We start from the raw sequence: 19,994 nt of genomic DNA, 5'->3' as shown, positions 1-19,994 counted from the left end.
TGACCTGATATAGGTCTGATGCCCGCAACGCCCGTCTACATCGTCTGCTCGCCCCGGCCGCAGTCCGGGAAGACGCTGCTTGCGCGGGTGCTGAGCGAGTTCCTGCTGCTCAAGAACGGCCAGGTGCTCGCCTTCGACGTCACCTTGCGCGAGCCGTCGCTGCTCGACTTCCTGCCGCAGATCACGGAGACCGCGACGATCGAGGACACCTACGGCAAGATCCAATTGATGGATCGAGTCATCCTCAACGACGGCATCGCCAAGGTGATCGACCTCGGCTACTACTCGTTCGACGAGTTTTTCAAGATGTCCGAGGAGATCGGCTTTTTGAAGGAGGCCTCACGGCGGAACGTGGTCCCGATCGTTCTGTACTGCGCCGAGGGCGACCGGGTGTCGATGCGCGCCTACGACGCCCTGCGGCGACAGATCCCGCGACCTCAGCTGATCGTGGTCGAAAACGACCACGTCCTGCGCGAGGAGCTCCCCGACCTCTACAGCCGCGGCAAGCATCTGCGCATTGCCGCCCTGCCCGCGTTCCTGAGGACCTATATCGAGCGCTTCTCGTTCTCCTTTACCGGCTATCTGCGCCAGGAGAAGGACCCGTCCACCGAGCTCTATCAATGGATCCGGCGCAACTACTATGCGCTGCGCGAGATCGAGAACGAGCTCCTGATGCAGCGGTCCTGACGCCGCCGCGCGTTCCTCAGTGCCCCTCGAAGGAGATCAGCGTGCGCACGGGCACGTCGAGCGCGCGCAGCTTGGCGGCGCCGCCGAGATCCGGCAGGTCGATGATGAAGCAGGCCGCCACCACGGTGGCGCCGATCTGGCGGAGCAGCTTCACCGCGCCCTCGGCCGTGCCGCCGGTGGCGATGAGGTCGTCGACCAGGATCACGCGCTCGCCGGGCTCGACCGCGTCGACATGCATCTCCATCTCGTCGGTGCCGTATTCCAGCGCATAGGACATGCTGACCGTCTTGTGCGGCAGCTTGCCCTTCTTGCGGATCGGCACGAAGCCGGCCGAGAGCTGATGCGCCACCGCGCCACCGAGGATGAAGCCGCGCGCCTCGATGCCGGCGACCTTGTCGATCTTGGAGCCGGCCCAGGGATGCACCAGCTCGTCCACCGCGCGACGGAACGCGCGCGCGTCCGCCAGCAGCGTCGTGATATCCCGGAACAGGATGCCCGGCTTCGGATAGTCCGGAATGGTGCGGACCGTATTCTTGATGTCCAGATCGAACGTCATCGTGCTCTCATCCACTCTGTTTATGTGCCGTCATTGCGAGCGAAGCGACGTGTCCGCCGAAGCCCACTCGGGCGAAGGCGGAAGCAATCCAGGGCCGCGAAAACAACTCTGGATCGCTTCGTCGCTCACGCTCCTCGCGATGACGGCAACCACCTTTCACCCCGGCTGATTGAGCCGGAACGCATTCTCCACGATCCTCAAACCCACGGCATCGCCGAGCGACATCAGCGACTCCGGGTGGAACTGCACGCCGCCGACCGGCAGCGTCTTGTGCTCGATCGCCATCGCCACGCCGTCCTCGGTCGCTGCGGTGACGGTCAGCACCTCCGGCATGCTGTCGCGCTCGACGAACAGCGAATGGTAGCGGCCGATGACGATCTCGTTCGGCAACCCCTGCATCAGGCGTCCGCCGCGCACCTGGACCCGCGACGGCCTGCCATGCGCCGGTTGGGCGAGCTGGCCGAGCTGACCGCCAAAATATTCGCCCATCGCCTGCACGCCGAGGCACACGCCGAAGATCGGCAGCTTCTTCGCGAGCGCCGCATCGATCGTCGTCGAGATCTTGAAGTCCTCGGGGCGGCCCGGTCCGGGCGACAGCACGATGAGATCCCAGCTGCGCTCGGCCAGCATCTTCAAGGCATGGACGTAACGCACCACGGTGACGTTGGCGCCGACCTGGCGGAAATAGTCCGCCAGCATGTGCACGAACGAATCGTCGTGGTCGATCAAGAGCACGTTCTTGCCGGAGCCGGTGGCGTCCGGCGCGGTCGAGGACAGCGGCTTCGGCGGATCGCCGCGCAGCGCCTGGAACAAGGCCGCCGCCTTGACCTGGCACTCGCGATCCTCGGCCGCGGGGTCGGAATCGAACAGGCAGGTGGCGCCGACGCGGACCTCGGCGAGCCCGTCCTTCATGCGGATGGTGCGGATGGTGAGGCCGGTGTTGATCGAGCCATCGAAATTCACCGCGCCGATGGCGCCGGCATACCAGCGCCGCGGCGAGCGCTCATTGTCCTCGACGAACTGCATCGCCCACAGCTTCGGCGCACCGGTCACGGTGACCGCCCAGGCGTGCGTCAGGAATGCGTCGAGCGCGTCGAAGCCCGGCCGCAGCATGCCCTCGACGTGATCGACGGTGTGGAACAGCTTGGAGTAGGTCTCGATCTGCCGGCGCGCGAGCACCTTGATGGTGCCGGGGACGCAGATGCGCGCCTTGTCGTTGCGGTCGACGTCGGTGCACATGTTGAGCTCGAACTCGTCCTTCTCCGAGTTCAGGAGCTGGCGGATCTGCTCGGCATCGCCGATGGCGTCGCGACCGCGGGCGATGGTGCCGGAGATCGGACAGGTCTCGACGCGACGGCCGTCGGAGCGGACGAACATCTCGGGTGAGGCCGAGACGAGGAACTCGCCGTCGCCGAGATTCATCAGCGCGCCATAGGGCGACGGATTGATCCGGCAGAGCCGCTGGAACACTTCCGCCGGCGAGCGCTCACAGGGCTCCGCAAACAGTTGGCCGGGCACTGCCTCGAACAGGTCGCCGCGGGCAAACGCCGCGCGGGCCTTCTCGACCGTCGCCTGGTACTCGCCGGGCGCGTGATCGGCAAAACCCTGGCGCGGCTCCTTCAGGTAGACGCTGGCGTCGGTGTCGCGCGGCAGTCCTGCCGTCGACTGGCCGTTCCAGGAAAAATCATAGGAAAGAACGACGCCGCGGCCGGTGGCGCGGTCGTAGGCCAGCAGGCGATCCGGCACGTAGAGCACGATGTCGCGCTGGTCCTTCTCGCGCGGCCGCTTCTGCTGGAGGTCCTCGATCTGGAACACGAGGTCATAGGCGAAGGCGCCGAACAGGCCGAGCAGCGGATCGTCATTGGCCGACAGCACAGCGATCATCGCCCGCACCAGCGACATCACGCTGGCGCGGCGGGTGCGCTGGTCCTCCTCGACCGGGGCAGGCCCGCGGACGATGTGCCCGGCGAGCCGCGCGGGCGAGGCCTCGGTGATGACCACGCAGGGCTCGCGCAGCGTGTCCTTGAGGAACGCGATCAGCACCTCGCCGCGACGATTCAGCGCCTGCAGGGTGAAGGTGGTGCCCTTGGTCTCGAGCACCAGCGGCGGATCGGCAAAGCCGAGGTCAAAACTCTCGTAGCGGCCGGGCACGGTCGTGCCCGAGGACAGCACCACGCCGCGGCGGCGGTCGAGCAGGTCGATCAGGTCATCGAGCCGGCTGGCGCCACCGGAAAACTGCTCGACGGCGCGCGTGATCGCGAGCCCGCCACGAGTGCGGTAGTCGCTGACAGCTGGAAGGGCGAAAACGGTCCTGTTCATGGGGTCCTCTCAGGCGTCCTCTTACGAAACTTGCCGAGGAAACGCCACACAGGACCAACCGGAAGCCGCCGCTGCGTGGCGGCCCCTCTGCGATTGGATGTCAATAAAATCGCACCGGCCACCTTTTACAAGGTGCGCCACCAGAGACGGGCTGGGCGGACAAGGGTGCTCATGGCGCGGACCTGACCATGCGGGACGGCTGCGGTCAAGGGCGGCGGGGCCACAAATGGGGGTGGGATGCGTCAGCAAATCAACAGAGGCGCCGCGGGGCGGCTGCCAGATACAGCGCCCTCGCCCCTTGCGGGAGAGGGCATGCACGGCCCATCCGCGGGCGCGGTTGGGTGAGGGGTATCTCTCCGCGAGTCCTGCTTGCAGAGGCATACCCCTCACCCAATCGCGTTTGCCGCTCTGTCCTACATGCCCTCTCCCACAAGGGGCGAGGGCGCAATAACGGGCAGCGGCGAGGCCAAGGCAAGAGCGGAAACTGAGATGACGATCAAACATGGAAAAGCATTCTCGCGACACGATCTGCCCGAGGGATGATCATCGACACCGCCCTCTCCAAGTCGAGGGCGCAGGGAAGGCCGGGCATCGGCTGATGCCCGTGGCCCGCCTGCAGCAAAAAAAGCAGGCGGCAGTCACCACAGGTCAGCCGGACGACCGGCCTTCCCTGCGCGATGGTTTGACGGGTAGAGTCGAGGAAGGGCGCGGTGGCTTGGGCCATTCGGCAACGCCCCGTTTCCCTTCCCCGCTCATCGAACCGGACGTGCGCGTTTCGCGCATCCGGCTCCCGGGCAAGCTCTCATGCCTTCGCCCACGGCAGGTTACGCGTCGACTTCGGCAGCCGTACCAGCCCCAACGTCTCGTAGAGGTACCGGTCGGGGAAGCGATTGTACCCCTGGCCTTGAACCCGATGCTTTTCGCATAACCACTTGCGCAGCCGATGGATGGCATGGGCGTCGACCGCCCTGTAGGCCGGTGAGACCGGCCCGAGGCGGAAGTAGTTCGCCCATCCGGTGAGTTTGGCGTTGAGCCGCTTCACCACCTTCTCGGCTGATAACGTCGTCCTGTGCCGGCCTGTCTCGTCCCCGACCGCATCGCAGATTCGCTTGATGCTCTTCTTCGATGGCTTCGAGTTGAGGTGGGCCTTCCCGGTCTTGTGGGAGTAGCACCGTCCGAACGTGTAGCCCAGGAAGTCGAACCGCTCTTCCGGCAGGTGGCAGATTCGTGTCTTGTCCTCGTTGACCGCCAGTTGCAGTTTCTTGATGACCTCTCGCATCGTCTGCATGGCGATGTCGGCCGTACCCTTGCAGCAGATCACCAAGTCGTCGGCATAGTTGACCATGACGGCCTTCAGCCGCCGCCGCGCGCCCGATTGTCTCCACCACAACACCAGCCGTCGCATGTACAGGTTCGCCAGCAGCGGGGAGATCGGAGAGCCCTGCGGGATGCCGCGGTGCTCGTCCCGATTCCACGTGGTCCGACGCTTGCGCCCGCGATCGTCCGTCTCCTCGACCGGCGCCTCGATCCACATCTTGATCAGATGCAGCATGTGCCGGTCGGAGATCCGGCGCGCCACTGATTTCATCAGCGGTCCGTGCGGTATCTCGTCGAAGTAGCCACGCAGGTCCGCGTCGACGACGGCCGTGTACCCCAGATTGAGCAGGCGGTTCACGGTCTCCACCGCGTCCAGCGCAGTCTTGCCGGCGCGGTACGCATATTGCTCGGGCTCCAGATCGGCTTCGAAGATGGGCTCGAGCACCAGCATCGCCGCCGTCTGAACCACCCGGTCGCGTATCGTCGCGATCCCCAGAGGTCGCATTTTCTTGCTGTTCGGCTTCGGAATGTAGACCCGTCTGACCGCTTGCGGCCGATACGTCTTGTTCCTGAGCTCTTCCGCCAGTTCTCCGAGCCACGGATTCCAGCCATTGTCGACATCCGGGCTCTTGTGATCCGCGGACGACGCACCTTGGCCTCCATACGCCTCGATGGCCTCGAACGTCTGACCGTCCACACCAGCCGCGCCGCCATTGGCTTTGCATCTGGCATAGGCGAAGCTCAGAACATCCGCCCGAGACACCTTGTCGTACAGAAGATAGAACCTGAACCCGGGTTCTGCCTTCGCTTTCGCATGTAACGCAGTCTGCAGCTTCCGGACACTTGGTGGAGTTTCGAGGTGACCCAATCTCCCCTCCCGCGCCACTTCCTACATCGGCTTGAACGAGGGCTCCTTTCCTCCACCGGCATTACCCGGCTTCCCCGGTACTACGAGCCCATCCGACTCCCCGCCGCGCCCGGTCCGACCTTCACAGGTCTCCGGTTGGTCTCTCGCTCGACCGCGCAATGGGGTCTCCCGTGTTGCTTCGGTTCCCGCTGTGGACGTGCCGTCGTCACTACCCCGGTGGAGCCGCTGGGTGCGCGTGTCGCTCTCTTCCCCAGCGATGTCAGCTTTCCCTGTAATAAGGCCAGGTCAGCCTCCACATCGAACTTTTCGAGGCCTGCTCGACGTTCACTCGTGTTACAGCCCGCCCACTCGCCAAGTCACCTCGTGACCCTCTCCACCGGAGGCTTCAGCCGGGTCGTTACCTCGCCGACTGCTCCGATTGCTACCGGCTGGAACGACATTTGCCGGAAGGGACTTTCACCCTCTCAAGAACCGCGCCTTTCCACGGCGCACCTTATACGCAGTCTCCCCGGGGACCGGGCTGTCTTGCCCCCGTGACTGGCGGATCATCCACCAGCGTAGCCTCAGCGTCGGGAGGCCAGGACCATGCGACTTCACCGTGCGCGCCCGCCGTTCGTCCGCACGACCTGAGCCATGCTGCGACGTGACGCGCCCACCGCATCTCCACCCCGCGTCTCGTGACGATCGCGATACGCCCCTCGTGCCGGGGTGGGACGCGCACATCCAAGCATGAATTCTGAAAAAAAGAAACAAGAATATTTTTCGAGGCCGGACTGGACAGGGCAAATCAGCTTGAGACGGCTGATGAATTTGGCGTACCGGCGCATGCTCGACCAGCCCGGCTCAGATCTCACCGGCAGAGCGGCTATCCGAATTGCCGGGCCTGCGGCGCCCGGTCTATGCTGCATCGTCTCCCTTGCAGAAGGCATTCGTCCGTTGCAACGCCATTCCCTGGCCCTGCCCGCCATGCTCCTTTTTGCCCTGGCGACGGCGCCCGACGCTGTTGCACAGAGCGAGCCGCCACCGGCCTGGTGCCTGGACCGCCGTTTCCCGGCCGACCAGCGTATCGAGAGCTGCACCTTCGCATTGCAGTCCGATCGATGGTCCGGACAGGAGGAGATCCAAGGCTATTTCAATCGTGGCAATGCGTACTATGAGAAACAGGACTATGACCGCGCCATTGCCGATCTCACCGAAGCAATCAGGCTCGATCCCTCTTACCCGGCAGCTCGCAACAATCGTGGGTTCGCCTACGCGGCCAAAGCCGACTACGACCGCGCGATTGCCGACTATGACGAGGCGATCAAGCTCGATTCGAAAAAGCCGCTCTACTACTACAATCGCGGCTTGGCCTACTTCTCGAAAGAAAATTATGATCAGGCGCTCTCGGACTTCAATCGAACGTTGGCGCTGGATCCCGAGCAAGCCAAGCCCTACGTTGATCGCGGCGCAGTCCATGTTATCAGGAACGACTTCGATCGCGGACTCGCAGATATAGACGAGGGGATCCGACGCGACCCGACTGACGCCACCGGATACACCCTTCGCGCCATCGTGCATAAACACAAGAAGCAGTTCGACCGCGCCATTGCCGACTACAGCGCTGCGATCAAATTTGGCCTGACGCCCGCGAAAGCCCTTAATGCCCATTTCAACCGAGGGATCGCGTATTTCGAAACAGGTGACATCGATCAGGCCATCGCCGATTTCGACGAAACGATCAGGCGCGATCCGGGTCACGTTCTTGCCCATGTCAATCGCGGTATTGCATATGACGACAAGGGCGATCACGACCGGGCCATCGTGGATTTCGGCGTGGCGATCAAGCTCGAGCCGCAGCACGCGAAAGCATACATGAACCGCGGCGCGGCCTACGACAAGAAAGGCGATCATGATCGCGCCATCGCCGATTATGACGAGGCCTTGAGGCTCGATGGCAAGCTGGCAGAGGCCTTCAACCGTCGCGGCATCGCCTACGACGACAAAGGGGATCACGACCGGGCCATCGTCGACTTCGACCAAGCCATCAGGCTCGATCCGAGCTATGCCGATGCCTACAACAATCGCGGCCTCGCCTATAAGGAGAAGGCGGACTACGATCGCGCGATCGCCGACTTCGATGCGGCCATCGCCCTGGAGCCGGATTTCGCCGAGGCCCAAGGCAACCGGGACGCGGCTCGCGAGCTGAAGAAGAGCCGCGAAGCTGCCATACCGCCCCCGCAACGATAGGCGTTTCCGCAGCGAATCCGGTCGGGGCGCCGCTTTCGGTCAACCCGACTCTTCCGCGCACCTCATGCGCCGCCACTCGGCAACCGCAACGCGCTGCGATGCATATCAAGCAAATCGCCACGACACTCCAGGCGGCCAGCCGCAACCAGTGCGCGGACACGCGCGAACAACTGCAGATCACCTGTCTGCATGCCCTCGGTCCAGCTCTCGCAGAGCGCCTCGCCGATGATCCTCGCCGTCTTCGTCCATTCGGCGGTGGCGCAGGACAGCAGCAGGGGATCAAAATGCGTGATCGGGGCTGAGACGAGCTCGCCGTCGCGGAGAATGCGGAACGGCGCGTTATCCGCTTTGAGGCGCGCCCATTGTTCGCGGCAGGCCGCGCGCATATCCGATGTGAGGTGCTGCCCAAAACTCCAGAGTTGATTGTCGCTGATGATGGAGGGCTTTAGCTCGCCGAGGCTGAACACCCGGCGCGGATTGGGCGCGCCATGATCCCCTGCCCTCGCGACAGCGTCAGCGAGATCAACGATCTCGATCGGCTCGTCGCCGAGCCGCCACAGGAATTCGAGGAAGCCGGCATATTCCTGGGTCGACCGCCGCGTGAGCCAGGCGATCCTGCTATGCGTGCGCGAGAGCGCCTCGTCCCAGAATGATGTGGCCCGTCCGCCCACCTCGTCCCAACCTGACACTTCAAATTCCTGGTCCACCCAGGCGGTTCGCAACGCTGGATCGGGCGGGTCGATCGGACCGAAGCTCAGGCTGTCGCCAAGACCAATGACGCGGTCGTCGCGGCCAGCGTGCTGGAGCGCAGCGCGCAACATGCCGGCGGCAGACATGTTGAAGACGACATGAAGAATGGAGCGGGGAATCATGATCTCCTTTGCCAGACGTGCGTTCAGCCGGGGCGAGGCATGCCGCTTCCCTCGCGCCTCATCGCCACGCGAGCCTGCTGAAGCGCACCGATGACCCGATCGAGCTCTTCGGCCGCCAAGAACACCTCGATGTCTCCTTCAGTCCTCAACGACAGCGCTAAACCGATGCTGTCGCCGACGACGCGAACCAGCACGCATGCCTCGTCACCGGAGGATGTGTCGACGAACCTGATCGGGTCGATGGTCATGCGGGATCCTGGATTGGCTGATAGGCCACTCTAGCAGTATCGACGCGTCGTGAGAGCCGCCGTGCCGCCAAGATGACGGTGGGCTCCCCTCCCCCTTGCGGGGAGGGGAGCCCACCGATGTCGGGGTGAGAGGCCCATTCACGCTTGCGAAGATGACCCCGCTCGCGGCGCGCGCCGTCACATCAGCCTCCCGGCTTCACCAGCCCGAGCTCCCTGAACTTCATCTCCGTCGCCACCACGGCATTCTCATACACCTCGCCGCGCTCGACGAAGTAGTTGAAATAGCCGGCCGGCGTTTCCGGCTGGATCTCAACCAGATCGACGGTCTTGTATTTGGGATCGGTGATCACGCCGCCCGCGATCAGATCGTTGATGCGCTTGAGCGCGTCGACCTCGGCCTTGTAGCCGACCGAGAACCACATCTCGGTGGTCCAGTCCTGCACCTCGAACCAGTTGGCGGGCGCCTGGCCCTGCCACCCCTGGGCGAGCGGGCGGACGGCGAAGATGCGGTCGAAGCCGTGCAGCTCGGAGATGATGCTGGCGCGGTGATAGGCGCCGTCCATCTGTCCCTGCGGCAGCTTGGTGAAGCCGTAGAGCGACAGCCACAGCGCAGCCTTGACCGCCTCTGGCGTGATCGGGCGGATGGCGCGCTCGGCCAGCACCTCGGAGGCGTAGCGCAGATCGCGCTTGGCCGCCGATTCCCGCGCCTTGACGGCATGGGCGTTGGGAACCGACTTCTCCGCCGGCAGCATCGCCCGCGCCGCCTCGTTGCCATAGAGATAGCCCGTGCCCGCCTCGGGATCATAGGTGTTGAACACAACGCCGATCGGCGTGGCATTGAGCGTCTCCGCCGCGTGCGCGAAGTCAGCCTCGCTGCGCACCGGGACATATTGCTGCGCCGGCCACAGCCGGTCCGCGAGGGCGTTGAACGGGCCGTCGCGCCAATCCGGCCAGGAGACGAATCGCGCCAGCGCCTCGGCATAGGCGGGACGAAACACGCCGGGATAGCCGAACAGCACTGTGCGCAGCTGCGACGCCGGATCTCTGAGGCGGTCGGAGGACATCAGCTCGTTGCGCAGATCGAGACCCTGAAGCCACGCCGACAGCACCAGGATCTGGCCGGACGTCGCGGTGACGAGATCCGGCGTGACGCCCCAGGCGCGGGCGGTGTCGAGGAAGCCGGCGCCATGGGCGTTCAAGCCGCCCAGCCCAGCCAGCGCAAAGGCCACACGCACGGCTTTCTCCATCAGCAGAGGAACCGGAGAACGCTACCTCAGATTGTTTCGGCGACGCAACCGACGGCGAGGCACGGCGAATTCGACCATCGAACGAAGCGACGCGCTGCGAACATGATCAATGCTCAGATCCCCACAAAATCCCGGTGATTCGCGGAAGCGTACGGCGGCAAGCGGCGAAAAGCTGCAGCCGGCGGCTGTGAGCCCCCTCCACAACCTCATGTTGCGCGCGTGCAGAATGCTCCACTTATCGACCAATGATTGTCGCAACCCCAAAAAAGTTACATAACTTGGCTGTGCGCGAGGGCAACACTGTTGTCTAGCTGCAATAGTGTGGCAATGATTGGTTAACCATATTGAATTACCTTGGTTAACATGGCCCGCGGCAAACAGCCTTCAGTGTCGCATGCGCTCCCGAAGCAGCCGACGCTGCTCGATTGCTTCCTCGAAGCGCAGGCGAAGCGGACGAAGCGTCGGCGACGCCCCGCCGACGCGGTGACCAGCGCCGATCCCTTGGATCCTGCAGACGACGCTTCGGCTCTCGATGAGGCCGAACAGCCGTCGGCCGAGACCAAGACCGCCCGCGCGGTTTGAGTCCGCGCGGCACGGTTGAGGACCGACACGCCGGCCCTCTCGGCTCAGCCGAGGTGCTTGTGGAAGAACGCCGTGGCGCGGCCCCAGGCGAGCTCGGCGGCCCTGCGATCGTGCACGGTCATGCGCTGCTCGTTCACGAAGGCATGCTCGGCATCGTAGCGATAGAGCTCGAGCGACTTGCCGGCGGCCTTCATCGCCTTCTCGAAGCCGTCCACCAGCGCCGGCGTGCACCAATCATCCTTGTTGGCAAAGTGGGCCTGCAGCGGGATCTTGACGTCGGCCGGCTTCGCCGCCTGCTCCGGCGGAATGCCATAGAACACGACGCCGGCGGCGAGCTCGTCGATCTTGGTCGCGCCGATGATCGTCACCGCGCCACCGAGGCAGAAGCCGGTGAGGCCAACCTTGGCGCCGTTGCGCGCCAGATATTGCGCGGCCCCGCGCACGGTCTGCGTGGTCGCGTCCATGAAGTCGAGCGAGTTCATCTCCCGGCCCGCCGCATCCGTGTCGTGATAGGGCACCACCGTGCCCTTGTAGAGATCGGGCGCCAACGCGTTGAAGCCGGCGAGCGCGAAACGATCGCACATCCCCTTGATCTGGTCCTGCAGGCCCCACCATTCCTGGATGACGACGACGCCCGGCGCATCGGCCTGCGCGGCCTTGGCGAGATAGCCCTTGGCCTCCTGGCCGTCGGGGCGCTTGAAGCTGATGAGTGTGCCCATGTGTTCCTCCGCATTTTCTGTTGGAAGCTCAGGAGCGGGGTTTACCGCAAATGCGTGTCCGGCGCGACGGGAGCAATCGGGTTCGTTTCAACGTGACTCCCGTAGCCCGGATGAGCGCAGCGACATCCGGGACCACAACCGGCGCCGCGACGATCCCGGATATCCGGGCGATGGCCCTCGACCAGCCAGCCCCACAGCAGCGCCGCGGTGATGTAGATGCCGCCATAGGCCGCATAGACGCGGCCGGCGAGCGGGCTGTCGGCCAGGGTCAGCAGATAGGCAAAGCCGGCAAGCGCGGCCAGCCCCGGCAGCAGCCATAGCGGCGACGGGCCGAGCCGCAGCCGGGCCCAGAACGCGAAGCCGCCGATTTCGAGCACGGCGGCGCCTGCGAAGGCCAACGATGAAGTCATGCGTCCCCTCCTCTGCCGTGCCTCGCCAATGGCGCGACGGCCAGACCGGCCAAAAGCAAAAAAGCCCCCGGAGGGGCTTTTCGTTTTCATCAGAGGTTTCCGATCACCGCTCAATGCGCGGCGGCCCAGACCCGCTTCTTGGTGAAGTACATCAGGCCGGCGAAGATGATCAGGAAGATGAACACCTGGTAGCCGAGGCGCTTGCGCGCCTCCATGTGCGGCTCGGCGGTCCACATCAGGAAGGTCGCGACGTCGTGGGCATACTGCTTCACGGTGGCCGGCGAGCCGTCGTCGAACGTCACCTGGCCGTCGGACAGCGGCGGCGGCATCTTGATCGCATGCCCGGGGAAGTACTTGTTGTAGTACGAGCCCTCCGGGATGGTGACGCCGTGCGGCGGGGTTTCTTCATAGCCCTGCAGCAGCGCGTTGATGTAGTTCGGGCCCTGCTCCTGGAACTGGGTGAAGAAGTCGATCAGGAACCAGGGGAAGCCGCGCTTGTACGAGCGCGCCTTGGCCATCAGCGACAGGTCCGGCGGAGCCGCACCGCCATTGGCGGCCCTTGCGGCCTGTTCGTTCGGGAACGGCGACGGGAAGTAGTCGGCCGGCCGGCCCGGACGCTCGAACATGTCGCCGGCGTCGTTGGGACCGTCCTTGATCTTGTACTCGGCCGCGAAGGCGGCGGCCTGCGCCGCCGAGTAGCCGGGGCCACCGGGCTCGGCGAGGTTGCGGAACGCCACGTATTGCAGCGAATGGCAGTTCGAGCAGACTTCCTTGTAGACCTTGAGGCCGCGCTGCACGGCGCCGCGATCGAAGGTACCGAACGGACCGGCGAACGACCAGCTCGCCGACGGCGGGTTCTCCTGGCCTTCGCTGGCACGGGCGTCGCCCATGCTGCCGGCGAGCAGCGACACCGCGGCGACCAGCGCGATCACGGTCGAGACCATCGGCGCCGCCTTGCGGCCGGACTTGGCCAGCACGTCGTCAGCGATCGAGTTCGGCAGCGGGCGCGGCCGCTCGATGCGGGCGAGCAGCGGCAGCACGATCAGGAAGTAGGCGAAATACAGCACCGTCAGGATGCGGCCGAGCACGACATAGACGCCCTCCGGCGGCTGCGCGCCGAGATAGCCAAGGCCGATGCAGACGACGACGAAGATCCAGAAGAACTGCTTGCCGAGCGGACGGTACTTGTTGGAGCGGGTCTTGGCCGAGTCGAGCCAGGGCAGGAACACCAGCACGATGATCGCCGCGAACATCGCCACGACGCCGGCGAGCTTGTTCGGGATCGAGCGCAGGATGGCGTAGAACGGCAGGTAGTACCATTCGGGCACGATATGCGCCGGCGTCACCGCCGGGTTGGCCGGGATGTAGTTGTCGGCCTCGCCGAGATAGTTCGGCATGTAGAAGATGAACCAGGAATAGAAGATCAGGAAGCAGGTGGCGCCGAAGAAGTCCTTGATGGTGGCGTAGGGCGTGAACGGCACCATGTCCTTCTCGGTCTTCGGCTCGACGCCGGCCGGGTTGTTCTGGCCGGCGACGTGCAGCGCCCAGACGTGCAGCACGACCACGCCGGCGATCAGGAACGGCAGCAGGTAGTGAAGCGCGAAGAAGCGGTTCAGGGTCGGGTTGCCGACCGAATAGCCGCCCCACAACAGCGTCACGATGCTCTCGCCGAAATACGGCACGGCCGAGAACAAATTGGTGATGACGGTGGCGCCCCAGAAGCTCATCTGGCCCCACGGCAGCACGTAGCCCATGAAGCCCGTCGCCATCATCAAGAGATAGATGATGACGCCGAGGATCCAGAGCACCTCGCGCGGCGCCTTGTATGACCCGTAATAGAGACCGCGGAACATGTGGATGTAGACGGCGAGGAAGAACATCGACGCGCCGCAGGCATGCATGTTGCGCAGCAGCCAGCCGTAGTTCACGTCGCGCACGATCAGCTCGACCGACTTGAAGGCCAGGTCGGCATGCGGCGTGTAGTGCATCGCCAGGATGACGCCGGTGACGATCTGGACACCCAGCATCAGCGAGAGGATGGCGCCGAACGTCCACCAATAGTTCAGGTTCCGCGGCGTCGGATAGGCAACGAAGGACGAGTGGACCAGGCCGATGATCGGAAGTCTTTGCTCGAGCCACTTCAAGGCGGGGTGGCTCGGCTGGTAGTCAGAAGGTCCACTCATGATGCGTTCCTGAAGAAATTATCTTGCACGATCGAGCGTGAGCTGAAGACGAACGTCCGCTCAGCCGATCTGGATCTTGGTGTCGGAAACGAACTGATAGGGCGGGACGGGAAGGTTGAGCGGCGCCGGCCCCTGGCGCACGCGGCCGGAAGCATCGTACTGGGAGCCGTGGCACGGGCAGAAGAAGCCGTCGTAGTTGCCTTCATGGGCGATCGGGATGCAGCCGAGATGGGTGCAGATGCCGATCACGACCAGCCACTGCTCGTGGCCGTCCTTGGTGCGCGACTGGTCGGTCGCCGGATCGATCAGGCTCGACACGGGAACCTTACGGACCTCCTCGACCTGCTTCTTGGTGCGGTGGGAGATGTAGATCGGCTTGCCGCGCCAGAACACCTTTATGTCCTGACCTTCGGCGACCGGAGAGAGGTCGACCTCGATCGGCGCACCGGCCGCGATGGTCGAGGCATCGGGATTCATCTGGGAGATGAAGGGCCACAAGGCGGCCACACCACCGACCGCTGCGGTCGCGCCCGTGGCGACGAAAAGAAAATCCCGGCGTGTCGGATGATCCGCAGTAGACGCTGTCACGATTCCAACCCTTTCTTCGTTGCAGCCGGTGGAACCGCCCCGCTCGACGTCTTGGATCTCGGCGTTGGAGATCACGTGACCGGGAGATCCTGCCGGCGCCCGCGTCCCCCGCGGCGGCAGAAAACGGCTCGCTCCACCGCCCCTGGGGAACAAGCCGTCCAGAATCGTTCTATTGGCACCCTTGCGATACGAGCGCAAGCCCGCTATCGGCCCTGCAGCACGCCATGCACCAATTCCCGCGCAGGAAGCGGACTTTCCGCCTCAGTCTTAAGACCAATTCGCATGCAGATCGCGCTCTATCAACCCGACATTCCGCAGAACACCGGAACGATCCTGCGGCTGTGCGCCTGCCTCGGGCTCGCGGCCCACATCATCGAGCCAGCCGGCTTTCCGGTGTCGGACCGGCAGTTCCGCCGCGCCGGCATGGACTATCTGGACCAGTTGAATTGGCGGCGCCACGACTCATGGCACGCGTTCGAGGCCTGGCGGGCGGCGGCGGGCCATCGCCTGCTGCTGCTGACGACCAAGGCCGCGACCTGCTATCTCGACTTCAGCTACGGCGCGGACGACATCCTGCTGCTCGGGCGCGAGAGCGCCGGCGTGCCGGAGGCCGTGGCGGAGGTCACCGATGCGCGGCTGCGGATTCCGCTGCAGCCCGGGCTGCGCTCGCTGAACGTGGCGATGGCGGCGGCGATGGCCGCCGGCGAGGCGCTGCGCCAGACCGGACAATTCGTCCAATTGCAATCTGCACAAGGAGCCGAAGGGTGAGCTACGCGGTGAAGGAAATCTTCATGACCCTGCAGGGCGAAGGCGCCCAGGCGGGGCGCGCCGCGGTGTTCTGCCGCTTCGCCGGCTGCAACCTGTGGAGCGGACGCGAGGCCGACCGCGCAACCGCGACGTGCCGGTTCTGCGACACCGATTTCGTCGGCACCGACGGCACGCTCGGGGGCCGCTATGACAGCGCCGATCTCGCCGAGGCGATTGCCGGGCAATGGACAGGCGGTGCCGCCGACCGCTATACGATCCTCACCGGCGGCGAGCCGCTGCTGCAGGTCGATGCCGACCTGATCACGGCGCTTCACGCCCGCGGCTTCGCGGTCGGGATCGAGACCAACGGCACGCTCATTCCGCCCGACGGCATCGACTGGATCTGCGTCAGCCCGAAAGCGGGCACCGAGCTGAAGCTGCGGCAGGGCCATGAGCTGAAGCTGGTCTATCCGCAGGACGGCGCCGGGCCGGAGCGGTTCGAAGGCCTCGCCTTCGAGCGTTTCTCGCTGCAGCCGATGGACGGGCCCGACGCGGCCGCGAACACGGCGCGCGCGATTCAATACTGCCAGCATCATCCGCAATGGCGGCTCAGCCTGCAGACGCACAAGATGATCGGCATCAGATAGGGATTGTGACTGACACGATGTGGGAATTGACCAAGTCGTTCACCTTCGAGGCCGCGCATACGCTGCCGATTACGACGCTCGGCGAAGCCAGCCAGGAAATCCACGGCCATTCCTTCCGCGCCGAGGTGACGGTGCGCGGCGATGCGACCAATCCCGAGACCGGCATGGTGGTGGATTTCGGCGTGCTGACGCAGCGCTTGAGCGAGATCCAGGCCATGCTCGACCACAAGTTCCTGAACAAGATCGAGGCGATCGGGCTGCCGACGCTCGAGAACCTGTCGCGCTTCATCTATGAGCGCGTCCGCTCCATCGGCCATGTCACCAAGGTCAGCGTCCACCGCGACAGCTGCCGCGAGACCTGCACCTATTTTGGCCCGCAGGGCTGATCGCTTATGGTAGTAGCCAGGTGTAGCGACATGAGCGGTCCCACCCTCCCCTCCAGGGGAGGGTGAAAGAAACGCGCCCCGGGGAAAACTGCCATGACCACTGCCGCCATCGAGGATCGCAAGGCCCGCGCCCGCGCCTGGTTCGAGAGCCTGCGCGACCAGATCTGCGCGGCGTTCGAGCGGCTCGAGGACGAGGCGCCGGCCGCCCTCTATCCACGTCAGGCCAGCCGCTTCGTGCGCACGCCGTGGGAGCGCACCGATCATGCCGGCGGCCCGGGCGGCGGCGGCGTCATGAGCATGATGCACGGCCGGCTGTTCGAGAAAGTCGGCGTGCACTGCTCCACCGTGCATGGCGAGTTCGCGCCCGAATTCCGCAGCCAGATCCCTGGCGCCGCCGAGGATCCGCGGTTCTGGGCCTCGGGCATCTCGCTGATCGCGCATCTGTGGTCGCCGCACGTGCCGGCGGTGCACATGAACACCCGCTTCGTCGTGACCACGAAGGCCTGGTTCGGCGGCGGCGCCGACCTGACGCCGGTGCTCGACCGCCGCCGCACTCAGGAAGACCCGGATACGCTCGCCTTCCACGCCGCGATGAAGAGCGCCTGCGATGCGCATGCGGCGGTCGCGTCGTACGACAAGTACAAGCGCTGGTGCGACGAGTACTTCTACCTGCCCCATCGCAAGGAGCCGCGCGGCATCGGCGGCATCTTCTACGACCATCACGATTCCGGCGACTGGGAGGCCGATCTCGCCTTCACCCAGGATGTTGGCCGCGCCTTCCTGAAGGTCTATCCGGAGCTGGTCCGCCGCAATTTCGGCGCGCCTTGGACCGACGCGGACCGCGAGGAGCAGTTGATCCGGCGCGGCCGCTATGTCGAATTCAACCTGCTTTATGACCGTGGCACCACATTTGGGCTGAAAACCGGCGGCAATGTCGACTCGATCCTGTCCTCGATGCCGCCCGAAGTGAAATGGCCCTGAAACCTTCAGCCCCGCCGCCGCGTACCCAGGAGATGACCGCTCCCCTGCCCCGCGCCATGCTGATCGACATGGACGACACCATCCTGTCGGCCTATGGCCGGCCCGAGATCGCGTGGAACATCGTCGCCACCGAATTTGCCGACGAGCTGGCGCCGCATACCTCGCAGGAGGTGGCGGCCGCGATCCTCTCCTCGGCGCGCAGCTTCTGGTCGGTCGCCGGCGCCGAATGGCGGATGAAGCTGATCCAGGCCCGCCAGGAGGTGGTCAAGGGCGGCTTCGCGGCGTTGATCGCCGCAGGCCCGGCGCTGCCGATCGAGCTTGCGATCCGCATCGCCGACCGCTTCACCGCCTATCGCGACGAGCAGATGTTCATCTTTCCCGGCGCGCATGAGGCGATCGACGCATTCAAGGCGCGCGGCGTCCGGCTGGCGCTCGTGACCAACGGCGAGGCCGGCCAGCAGCGCGCCAAGATCGAGCGCTTCGCGCTGGCGCACCGCTTCGACCACATCCAGATCGAGGGCGAGCACGGCTTCGGCAAACCCGAGGAGCGCGCCTATTGGCACGCGATGGAGCGGCTCGGCGTCGGCCCCGAAGACACCTGGATGATCGGCGACAATCTCGAATGGGAGATCGTGGCGCCACAGCGGCTCGGCATCTATTCGATCTGGATCGACGTCCATGGCGACGGCCTGCCGGAAGGCACCGACGTCAAGCCCGACCGCATCATCCGCTCGCTGACCGAGCTCGTGCCGGCCTGAAGCCTGGTGATCAATGCAAGAGCGCCGGCCCGTCAGGACCGGCGCTCTGTCGTATCCGGATCAGGCCGGACGCTCGGCGACGTTGGGACGCCATTTGATCAGGCGGCTCTCCACGAGGTCGAGCAGCGCGTCGATGCACAGCACGAAGATCGCCAGGATGAAGATGCCGGCGAACACGCCGACCGCATCGAAATTGCCTTCGGCCTGCGCGATCAGATGGCCGAGCCCGGCGGACGAGCCGAGATATTCGCCGATGATGGCGCCGACCACCGCAAAGCCGACCGAGGTTCGCAGCGACGACAGGATCCAGCTCGCAGCCGCCGGGAAGTAGACGTGACGCAGCAGCTCCGAGCGCCGGGCGCCGAGGATGCGGGCATTCGCCAGCACCACCGGGTTGACCTCGCGCACGCCCTGCAGCGCGTTGAAGAAGGTGACGAAGAACACCAGGGTCACCGCAAGCGCCACCTTCGACCACAGGCCAAGGCCGAGCCATAGCACGAAGATCGGCGCCAGCACCACGCGCGGCACGGCGTTGAGCGCCTTGATGAAGGGATCGAGGATGCGCGCCGCGGAATGGTTGAGGCCGAGCCAGACGCCGGCGGTGACGCCGAGTCCGGTGCCGATGATGTAGCCGAGGATCGTCTCGGTCAGCGTCGTCGAGACATGCGCGTAGAAGCTCTGCGCCGACAGCCAGGCAAACACCTGCTTGAGCACCGCCAGCGGCGCCGGGAAGAAGAACGGATCGATGACGCCATAGGTGACGCCGGCCTGCCAGCCGCCGACGATGACGATCAGCAACGCGAGCTGGATGAGGCGTTCAGTCATGGCGGGCATAGCTCTTCTCCACTTCCCCGCGCAGCGAGGCCCAGATGTTGCGATAGAGATCGGTGAAGCGCGGATCGAGCTTGATCTCGGCCACGTCGCGCGGCCGCTCCAGGTCGACTGGGAAGCTGTCGATGACCCGCGAGGCCGGTCCCGAGGCCAGAACGACGACGCGATCCCCCAGCGCGATGGCCTCCTCGAGATCGTGGGTGATCATGACCACCGCGCGCTTCTCCTCCTGCCACAGCCGCAGCAGCTCGTTCTGCATCAGGTGGCGGGTGTGGATGTCGAGCGCCGAGAACGGCTCGTCCATCAGGATGACCTTCGGCCCATGGATGAGCGCCTGAGCCATCTGCACGCGCTTGCGCTGGCCGCCGGAGAGCTGGTGCGGATAGCGGTGCTCGAAGCCCTTCAGCCCGACCTTGACGAGCCAGGCCATTGCGCGCTCATGGCGCTCACGGGCCGACACGCCGCGGAACAGCGGGCCGAGCTCGACATTCTCGATCGCGGTCTTCCACGGCAGCAAGGCATCCTGCTGGAACAGATAGCCGATGTTGCCCTGGACACCGCGCACCGGCTGGCCATCGATGGCGATGCTGCCGGCGCTCGGCTTCAAGAGGCCCGCGATCGCGTTGAGGATGGTGCTCTTGCCGCAGCCGGTCGGACCGGCAATGGCGAGAAACTCGCCATCGGCGACCGTCAGATTCACGTCCCTGACGGCGGTGTAGCTGCCGAAGGACATGGTGACCTGATTGATCTCCACCATGCTCCTGGCGCTGCGGGACTGAACCATCGGGTCCGGGTCCTTGACGACGGCGAGTGCCATTG

Annotated in this window: 20 protein-coding genes; 8 read left to right on the top strand and 12 right to left on the bottom strand. The window is 65.1% G+C overall.

What is annotated here, in order from left to right:
• Positions 1-18: 18 nt before the first annotated feature.
• The gene (locus tag QX039_RS07505) at positions 19-687 is read left to right on the top strand and encodes a hypothetical protein (protein ID WP_315738336.1); all 669 of its coding nucleotides are present in this window, start codon (positions 19-21) and stop codon (positions 685-687) included.
• 16 nt (positions 688-703) lie between these two features.
• Here the strand turns inward: QX039_RS07505 and QX039_RS07500 are convergent, their stop codons facing one another.
• From QX039_RS07500 to ltrA, 3 genes are all read right to left on the bottom strand, one after another.
• On the bottom strand, positions 704-1,243 hold the full coding sequence (locus tag QX039_RS07500) for an adenine phosphoribosyltransferase (RefSeq protein ID WP_315738337.1): 540 nt from the start codon (positions 1,241-1,243) through the stop codon (positions 704-706).
• A 156-nt stretch (positions 1,244-1,399) separates the two neighbouring features.
• Positions 1,400-3,562: an anthranilate synthase component I gene (locus QX039_RS07495; RefSeq protein WP_315773449.1), complete on the bottom strand. Its 2,163-nt coding sequence runs from the start codon at positions 3,560-3,562 to the stop codon at positions 1,400-1,402.
• A gap of 802 nt (positions 3,563-4,364) precedes the next feature.
• Positions 4,365-5,747, bottom strand: a complete 1,383-nt coding sequence (gene ltrA, locus QX039_RS07490) for a group II intron reverse transcriptase/maturase (RefSeq protein ID WP_315737626.1) — start codon at positions 5,745-5,747, stop codon at positions 4,365-4,367.
• A gap of 729 nt (positions 5,748-6,476) precedes the next feature.
• Between ltrA and QX039_RS07485 the strand changes: the two genes are divergently transcribed.
• Positions 6,477-7,976: a tetratricopeptide repeat protein gene (locus QX039_RS07485; RefSeq protein ID WP_315773447.1), complete on the top strand. Its 1,500-nt coding sequence runs from the start codon at positions 6,477-6,479 to the stop codon at positions 7,974-7,976.
• 62 nt (positions 7,977-8,038) lie between these two features.
• On the opposite strand, the gene QX039_RS07480 is transcribed toward QX039_RS07485, so the two are convergent.
• The 3 genes from QX039_RS07480 to QX039_RS07470 all read right to left on the bottom strand — a co-directional run bounded on the left by QX039_RS07480 (position 8,039) and on the right by QX039_RS07470 (position 10,331).
• A complete protein-coding gene (locus tag QX039_RS07480) occupies positions 8,039-8,848 on the bottom strand; it encodes a DUF3658 domain-containing protein (protein ID WP_315738340.1) in 810 nt (269 codons plus the stop codon).
• Between the two features lie 23 nt (positions 8,849-8,871).
• Entirely contained in the window at positions 8,872-9,096 is a 225-nt protein-coding gene (locus tag QX039_RS07475; protein ID WP_315738341.1) for a hypothetical protein, read from the bottom strand.
• A 182-nt stretch (positions 9,097-9,278) separates the two neighbouring features.
• Positions 9,279-10,331: a hypothetical protein gene (locus tag QX039_RS07470; protein ID WP_315738342.1), complete on the bottom strand. Its 1,053-nt coding sequence runs from the start codon at positions 10,329-10,331 to the stop codon at positions 9,279-9,281.
• A gap of 375 nt (positions 10,332-10,706) precedes the next feature.
• On the opposite strand from QX039_RS07470, the gene QX039_RS07465 reads away from it, so the two are divergent.
• Positions 10,707-10,925, top strand: a complete 219-nt coding sequence (locus QX039_RS07465) for a hypothetical protein (protein WP_315773445.1) — start codon at positions 10,707-10,709, stop codon at positions 10,923-10,925.
• 44 nt (positions 10,926-10,969) lie between these two features.
• On the opposite strand, the gene QX039_RS07460 is transcribed toward QX039_RS07465, so the two are convergent.
• The 4 genes from QX039_RS07460 to petA all read right to left on the bottom strand — a co-directional run bounded on the left by QX039_RS07460 (position 10,970) and on the right by petA (position 14,828).
• A complete protein-coding gene (locus QX039_RS07460) occupies positions 10,970-11,644 on the bottom strand; it encodes a dienelactone hydrolase family protein (protein WP_315717281.1) in 675 nt (224 codons plus the stop codon).
• A gap of 41 nt (positions 11,645-11,685) precedes the next feature.
• Complete coding sequence (locus QX039_RS07455; RefSeq protein ID WP_315773443.1) at positions 11,686-12,054, bottom strand: YnfA family protein; 369 nt, start codon at positions 12,052-12,054, stop codon at positions 11,686-11,688.
• Between the two features lie 110 nt (positions 12,055-12,164).
• Entirely contained in the window at positions 12,165-14,237 is a 2,073-nt protein-coding gene (locus QX039_RS07450) for a cytochrome c1 (protein WP_315773442.1), read from the bottom strand.
• 60 nt (positions 14,238-14,297) lie between these two features.
• Positions 14,298-14,828, bottom strand: a complete 531-nt coding sequence (petA, locus tag QX039_RS07445; protein WP_315738712.1) for a ubiquinol-cytochrome c reductase iron-sulfur subunit — start codon at positions 14,826-14,828, stop codon at positions 14,298-14,300.
• Between the two features lie 279 nt (positions 14,829-15,107).
• Here petA and QX039_RS07440 point away from each other — a divergent pair, with 279 nt between their 5' ends.
• The 5 genes from QX039_RS07440 to QX039_RS07420 all read left to right on the top strand — a co-directional run bounded on the left by QX039_RS07440 (position 15,108) and on the right by QX039_RS07420 (position 18,344).
• On the top strand, positions 15,108-15,593 hold the full coding sequence (locus QX039_RS07440) for a tRNA (cytidine(34)-2'-O)-methyltransferase (protein ID WP_315773441.1): 486 nt from the start codon (positions 15,108-15,110) through the stop codon (positions 15,591-15,593).
• Positions 15,590-16,219 carry a 7-carboxy-7-deazaguanine synthase gene (queE, locus tag QX039_RS07435; protein WP_315738346.1) on the top strand — a complete coding sequence of 210 codons (630 nt, stop codon included), beginning with the start codon at positions 15,590-15,592 and terminating at the stop codon, positions 16,217-16,219. Before QX039_RS07440 ends, queE begins: the two co-directional genes overlap by 4 nt.
• Positions 16,220-16,236: 17 nt before the next feature.
• Positions 16,237-16,605, top strand: coding sequence for a 6-carboxytetrahydropterin synthase (locus QX039_RS07430; protein WP_315738713.1), 369 nt, complete (start codon positions 16,237-16,239; stop codon positions 16,603-16,605).
• 93 nt (positions 16,606-16,698) lie between these two features.
• Positions 16,699-17,586, top strand: coding sequence for an oxygen-dependent coproporphyrinogen oxidase (gene hemF / locus QX039_RS07425; RefSeq protein ID WP_315738347.1), 888 nt, complete (start codon positions 16,699-16,701; stop codon positions 17,584-17,586).
• 32 nt (positions 17,587-17,618) lie between these two features.
• Complete coding sequence (locus tag QX039_RS07420) at positions 17,619-18,344, top strand: HAD family hydrolase (protein ID WP_315738714.1); 726 nt, start codon at positions 17,619-17,621, stop codon at positions 18,342-18,344.
• Positions 18,345-18,404: 60 nt separating this feature from the next.
• On the opposite strand, the gene QX039_RS07415 is transcribed toward QX039_RS07420, so the two are convergent.
• Together QX039_RS07415 and QX039_RS07410 are read right to left on the bottom strand one after the other, a co-directional pair.
• Entirely contained in the window at positions 18,405-19,178 is a 774-nt protein-coding gene (locus QX039_RS07415) for an ABC transporter permease (RefSeq protein ID WP_315738348.1), read from the bottom strand.
• On the bottom strand, positions 19,162-19,992 hold the full coding sequence (locus QX039_RS07410) for an ABC transporter ATP-binding protein (protein ID WP_315738349.1): 831 nt from the start codon (positions 19,990-19,992) through the stop codon (positions 19,162-19,164). The genes QX039_RS07415 and QX039_RS07410 overlap by 17 nt, the downstream gene beginning before the upstream one ends.
• Between the last annotated feature and the right edge of the window lie 2 nt (positions 19,993-19,994).

The sequence above is a fragment of the Bradyrhizobium sp. SZCCHNR1043 genome, from assembly GCF_032489675.1.
In the GTDB taxonomy this organism is placed as follows: Bacteria; Pseudomonadota; Alphaproteobacteria; order Rhizobiales; family Xanthobacteraceae; genus Bradyrhizobium.
Note: the sequence above shows the minus strand (reverse complement) of the source record. Positions and strands in the feature narration are given on the sequence as shown.

Excerpts from the sequence above, each read along its gene's own strand:
- QX039_RS07415 (WP_315738348.1), bottom strand. The coding sequence starts at position 19,178 with ATGCCCGCCATGACTGAACGCCTCATCCAGCTCGCGTTGCTGATCGTC.
- QX039_RS07455 (WP_315773443.1), bottom strand. The coding sequence starts at position 12,054 with ATGACTTCATCGTTGGCCTTCGCAGGCGCCGCCGTGCTCGAAATCGGC.
- QX039_RS07440 (WP_315773441.1), top strand. The coding sequence starts at position 15,108 with ATGCAGATCGCGCTCTATCAACCCGACATTCCGCAGAACACCGGAACG.
- QX039_RS07430 (WP_315738713.1), top strand. The coding sequence starts at position 16,237 with ATGTGGGAATTGACCAAGTCGTTCACCTTCGAGGCCGCGCATACGCTG.
- QX039_RS07500 (WP_315738337.1), bottom strand. The coding sequence starts at position 1,243 with ATGACGTTCGATCTGGACATCAAGAATACGGTCCGCACCATTCCGGAC.
- QX039_RS07460 (WP_315717281.1), bottom strand. The coding sequence starts at position 11,644 with ATGGGCACACTCATCAGCTTCAAGCGCCCCGACGGCCAGGAGGCCAAG.
- QX039_RS07420 (WP_315738714.1), top strand. The coding sequence starts at position 17,619 with ATGACCGCTCCCCTGCCCCGCGCCATGCTGATCGACATGGACGACACC.
- QX039_RS07485 (WP_315773447.1), top strand. The coding sequence starts at position 6,477 with ATGAATTCTGAAAAAAAGAAACAAGAATATTTTTCGAGGCCGGACTGG.
- QX039_RS07505 (WP_315738336.1), top strand. The coding sequence starts at position 19 with ATGCCCGCAACGCCCGTCTACATCGTCTGCTCGCCCCGGCCGCAGTCC.
- QX039_RS07410 (WP_315738349.1), bottom strand. The coding sequence starts at position 19,992 with ATGGCACTCGCCGTCGTCAAGGACCCGGACCCGATGGTTCAGTCCCGC.
- QX039_RS07465 (WP_315773445.1), top strand. The coding sequence starts at position 10,707 with ATGGCCCGCGGCAAACAGCCTTCAGTGTCGCATGCGCTCCCGAAGCAG.
- QX039_RS07480 (WP_315738340.1), bottom strand. The coding sequence starts at position 8,848 with ATGATTCCCCGCTCCATTCTTCATGTCGTCTTCAACATGTCTGCCGCC.
- QX039_RS07495 (WP_315773449.1), bottom strand. The coding sequence starts at position 3,562 with ATGAACAGGACCGTTTTCGCCCTTCCAGCTGTCAGCGACTACCGCACT.
- hemF (WP_315738347.1), top strand. The coding sequence starts at position 16,699 with ATGACCACTGCCGCCATCGAGGATCGCAAGGCCCGCGCCCGCGCCTGG.
- QX039_RS07475 (WP_315738341.1), bottom strand. The coding sequence starts at position 9,096 with ATGACCATCGACCCGATCAGGTTCGTCGACACATCCTCCGGTGACGAG.
- QX039_RS07450 (WP_315773442.1), bottom strand. The coding sequence starts at position 14,237 with ATGAGTGGACCTTCTGACTACCAGCCGAGCCACCCCGCCTTGAAGTGG.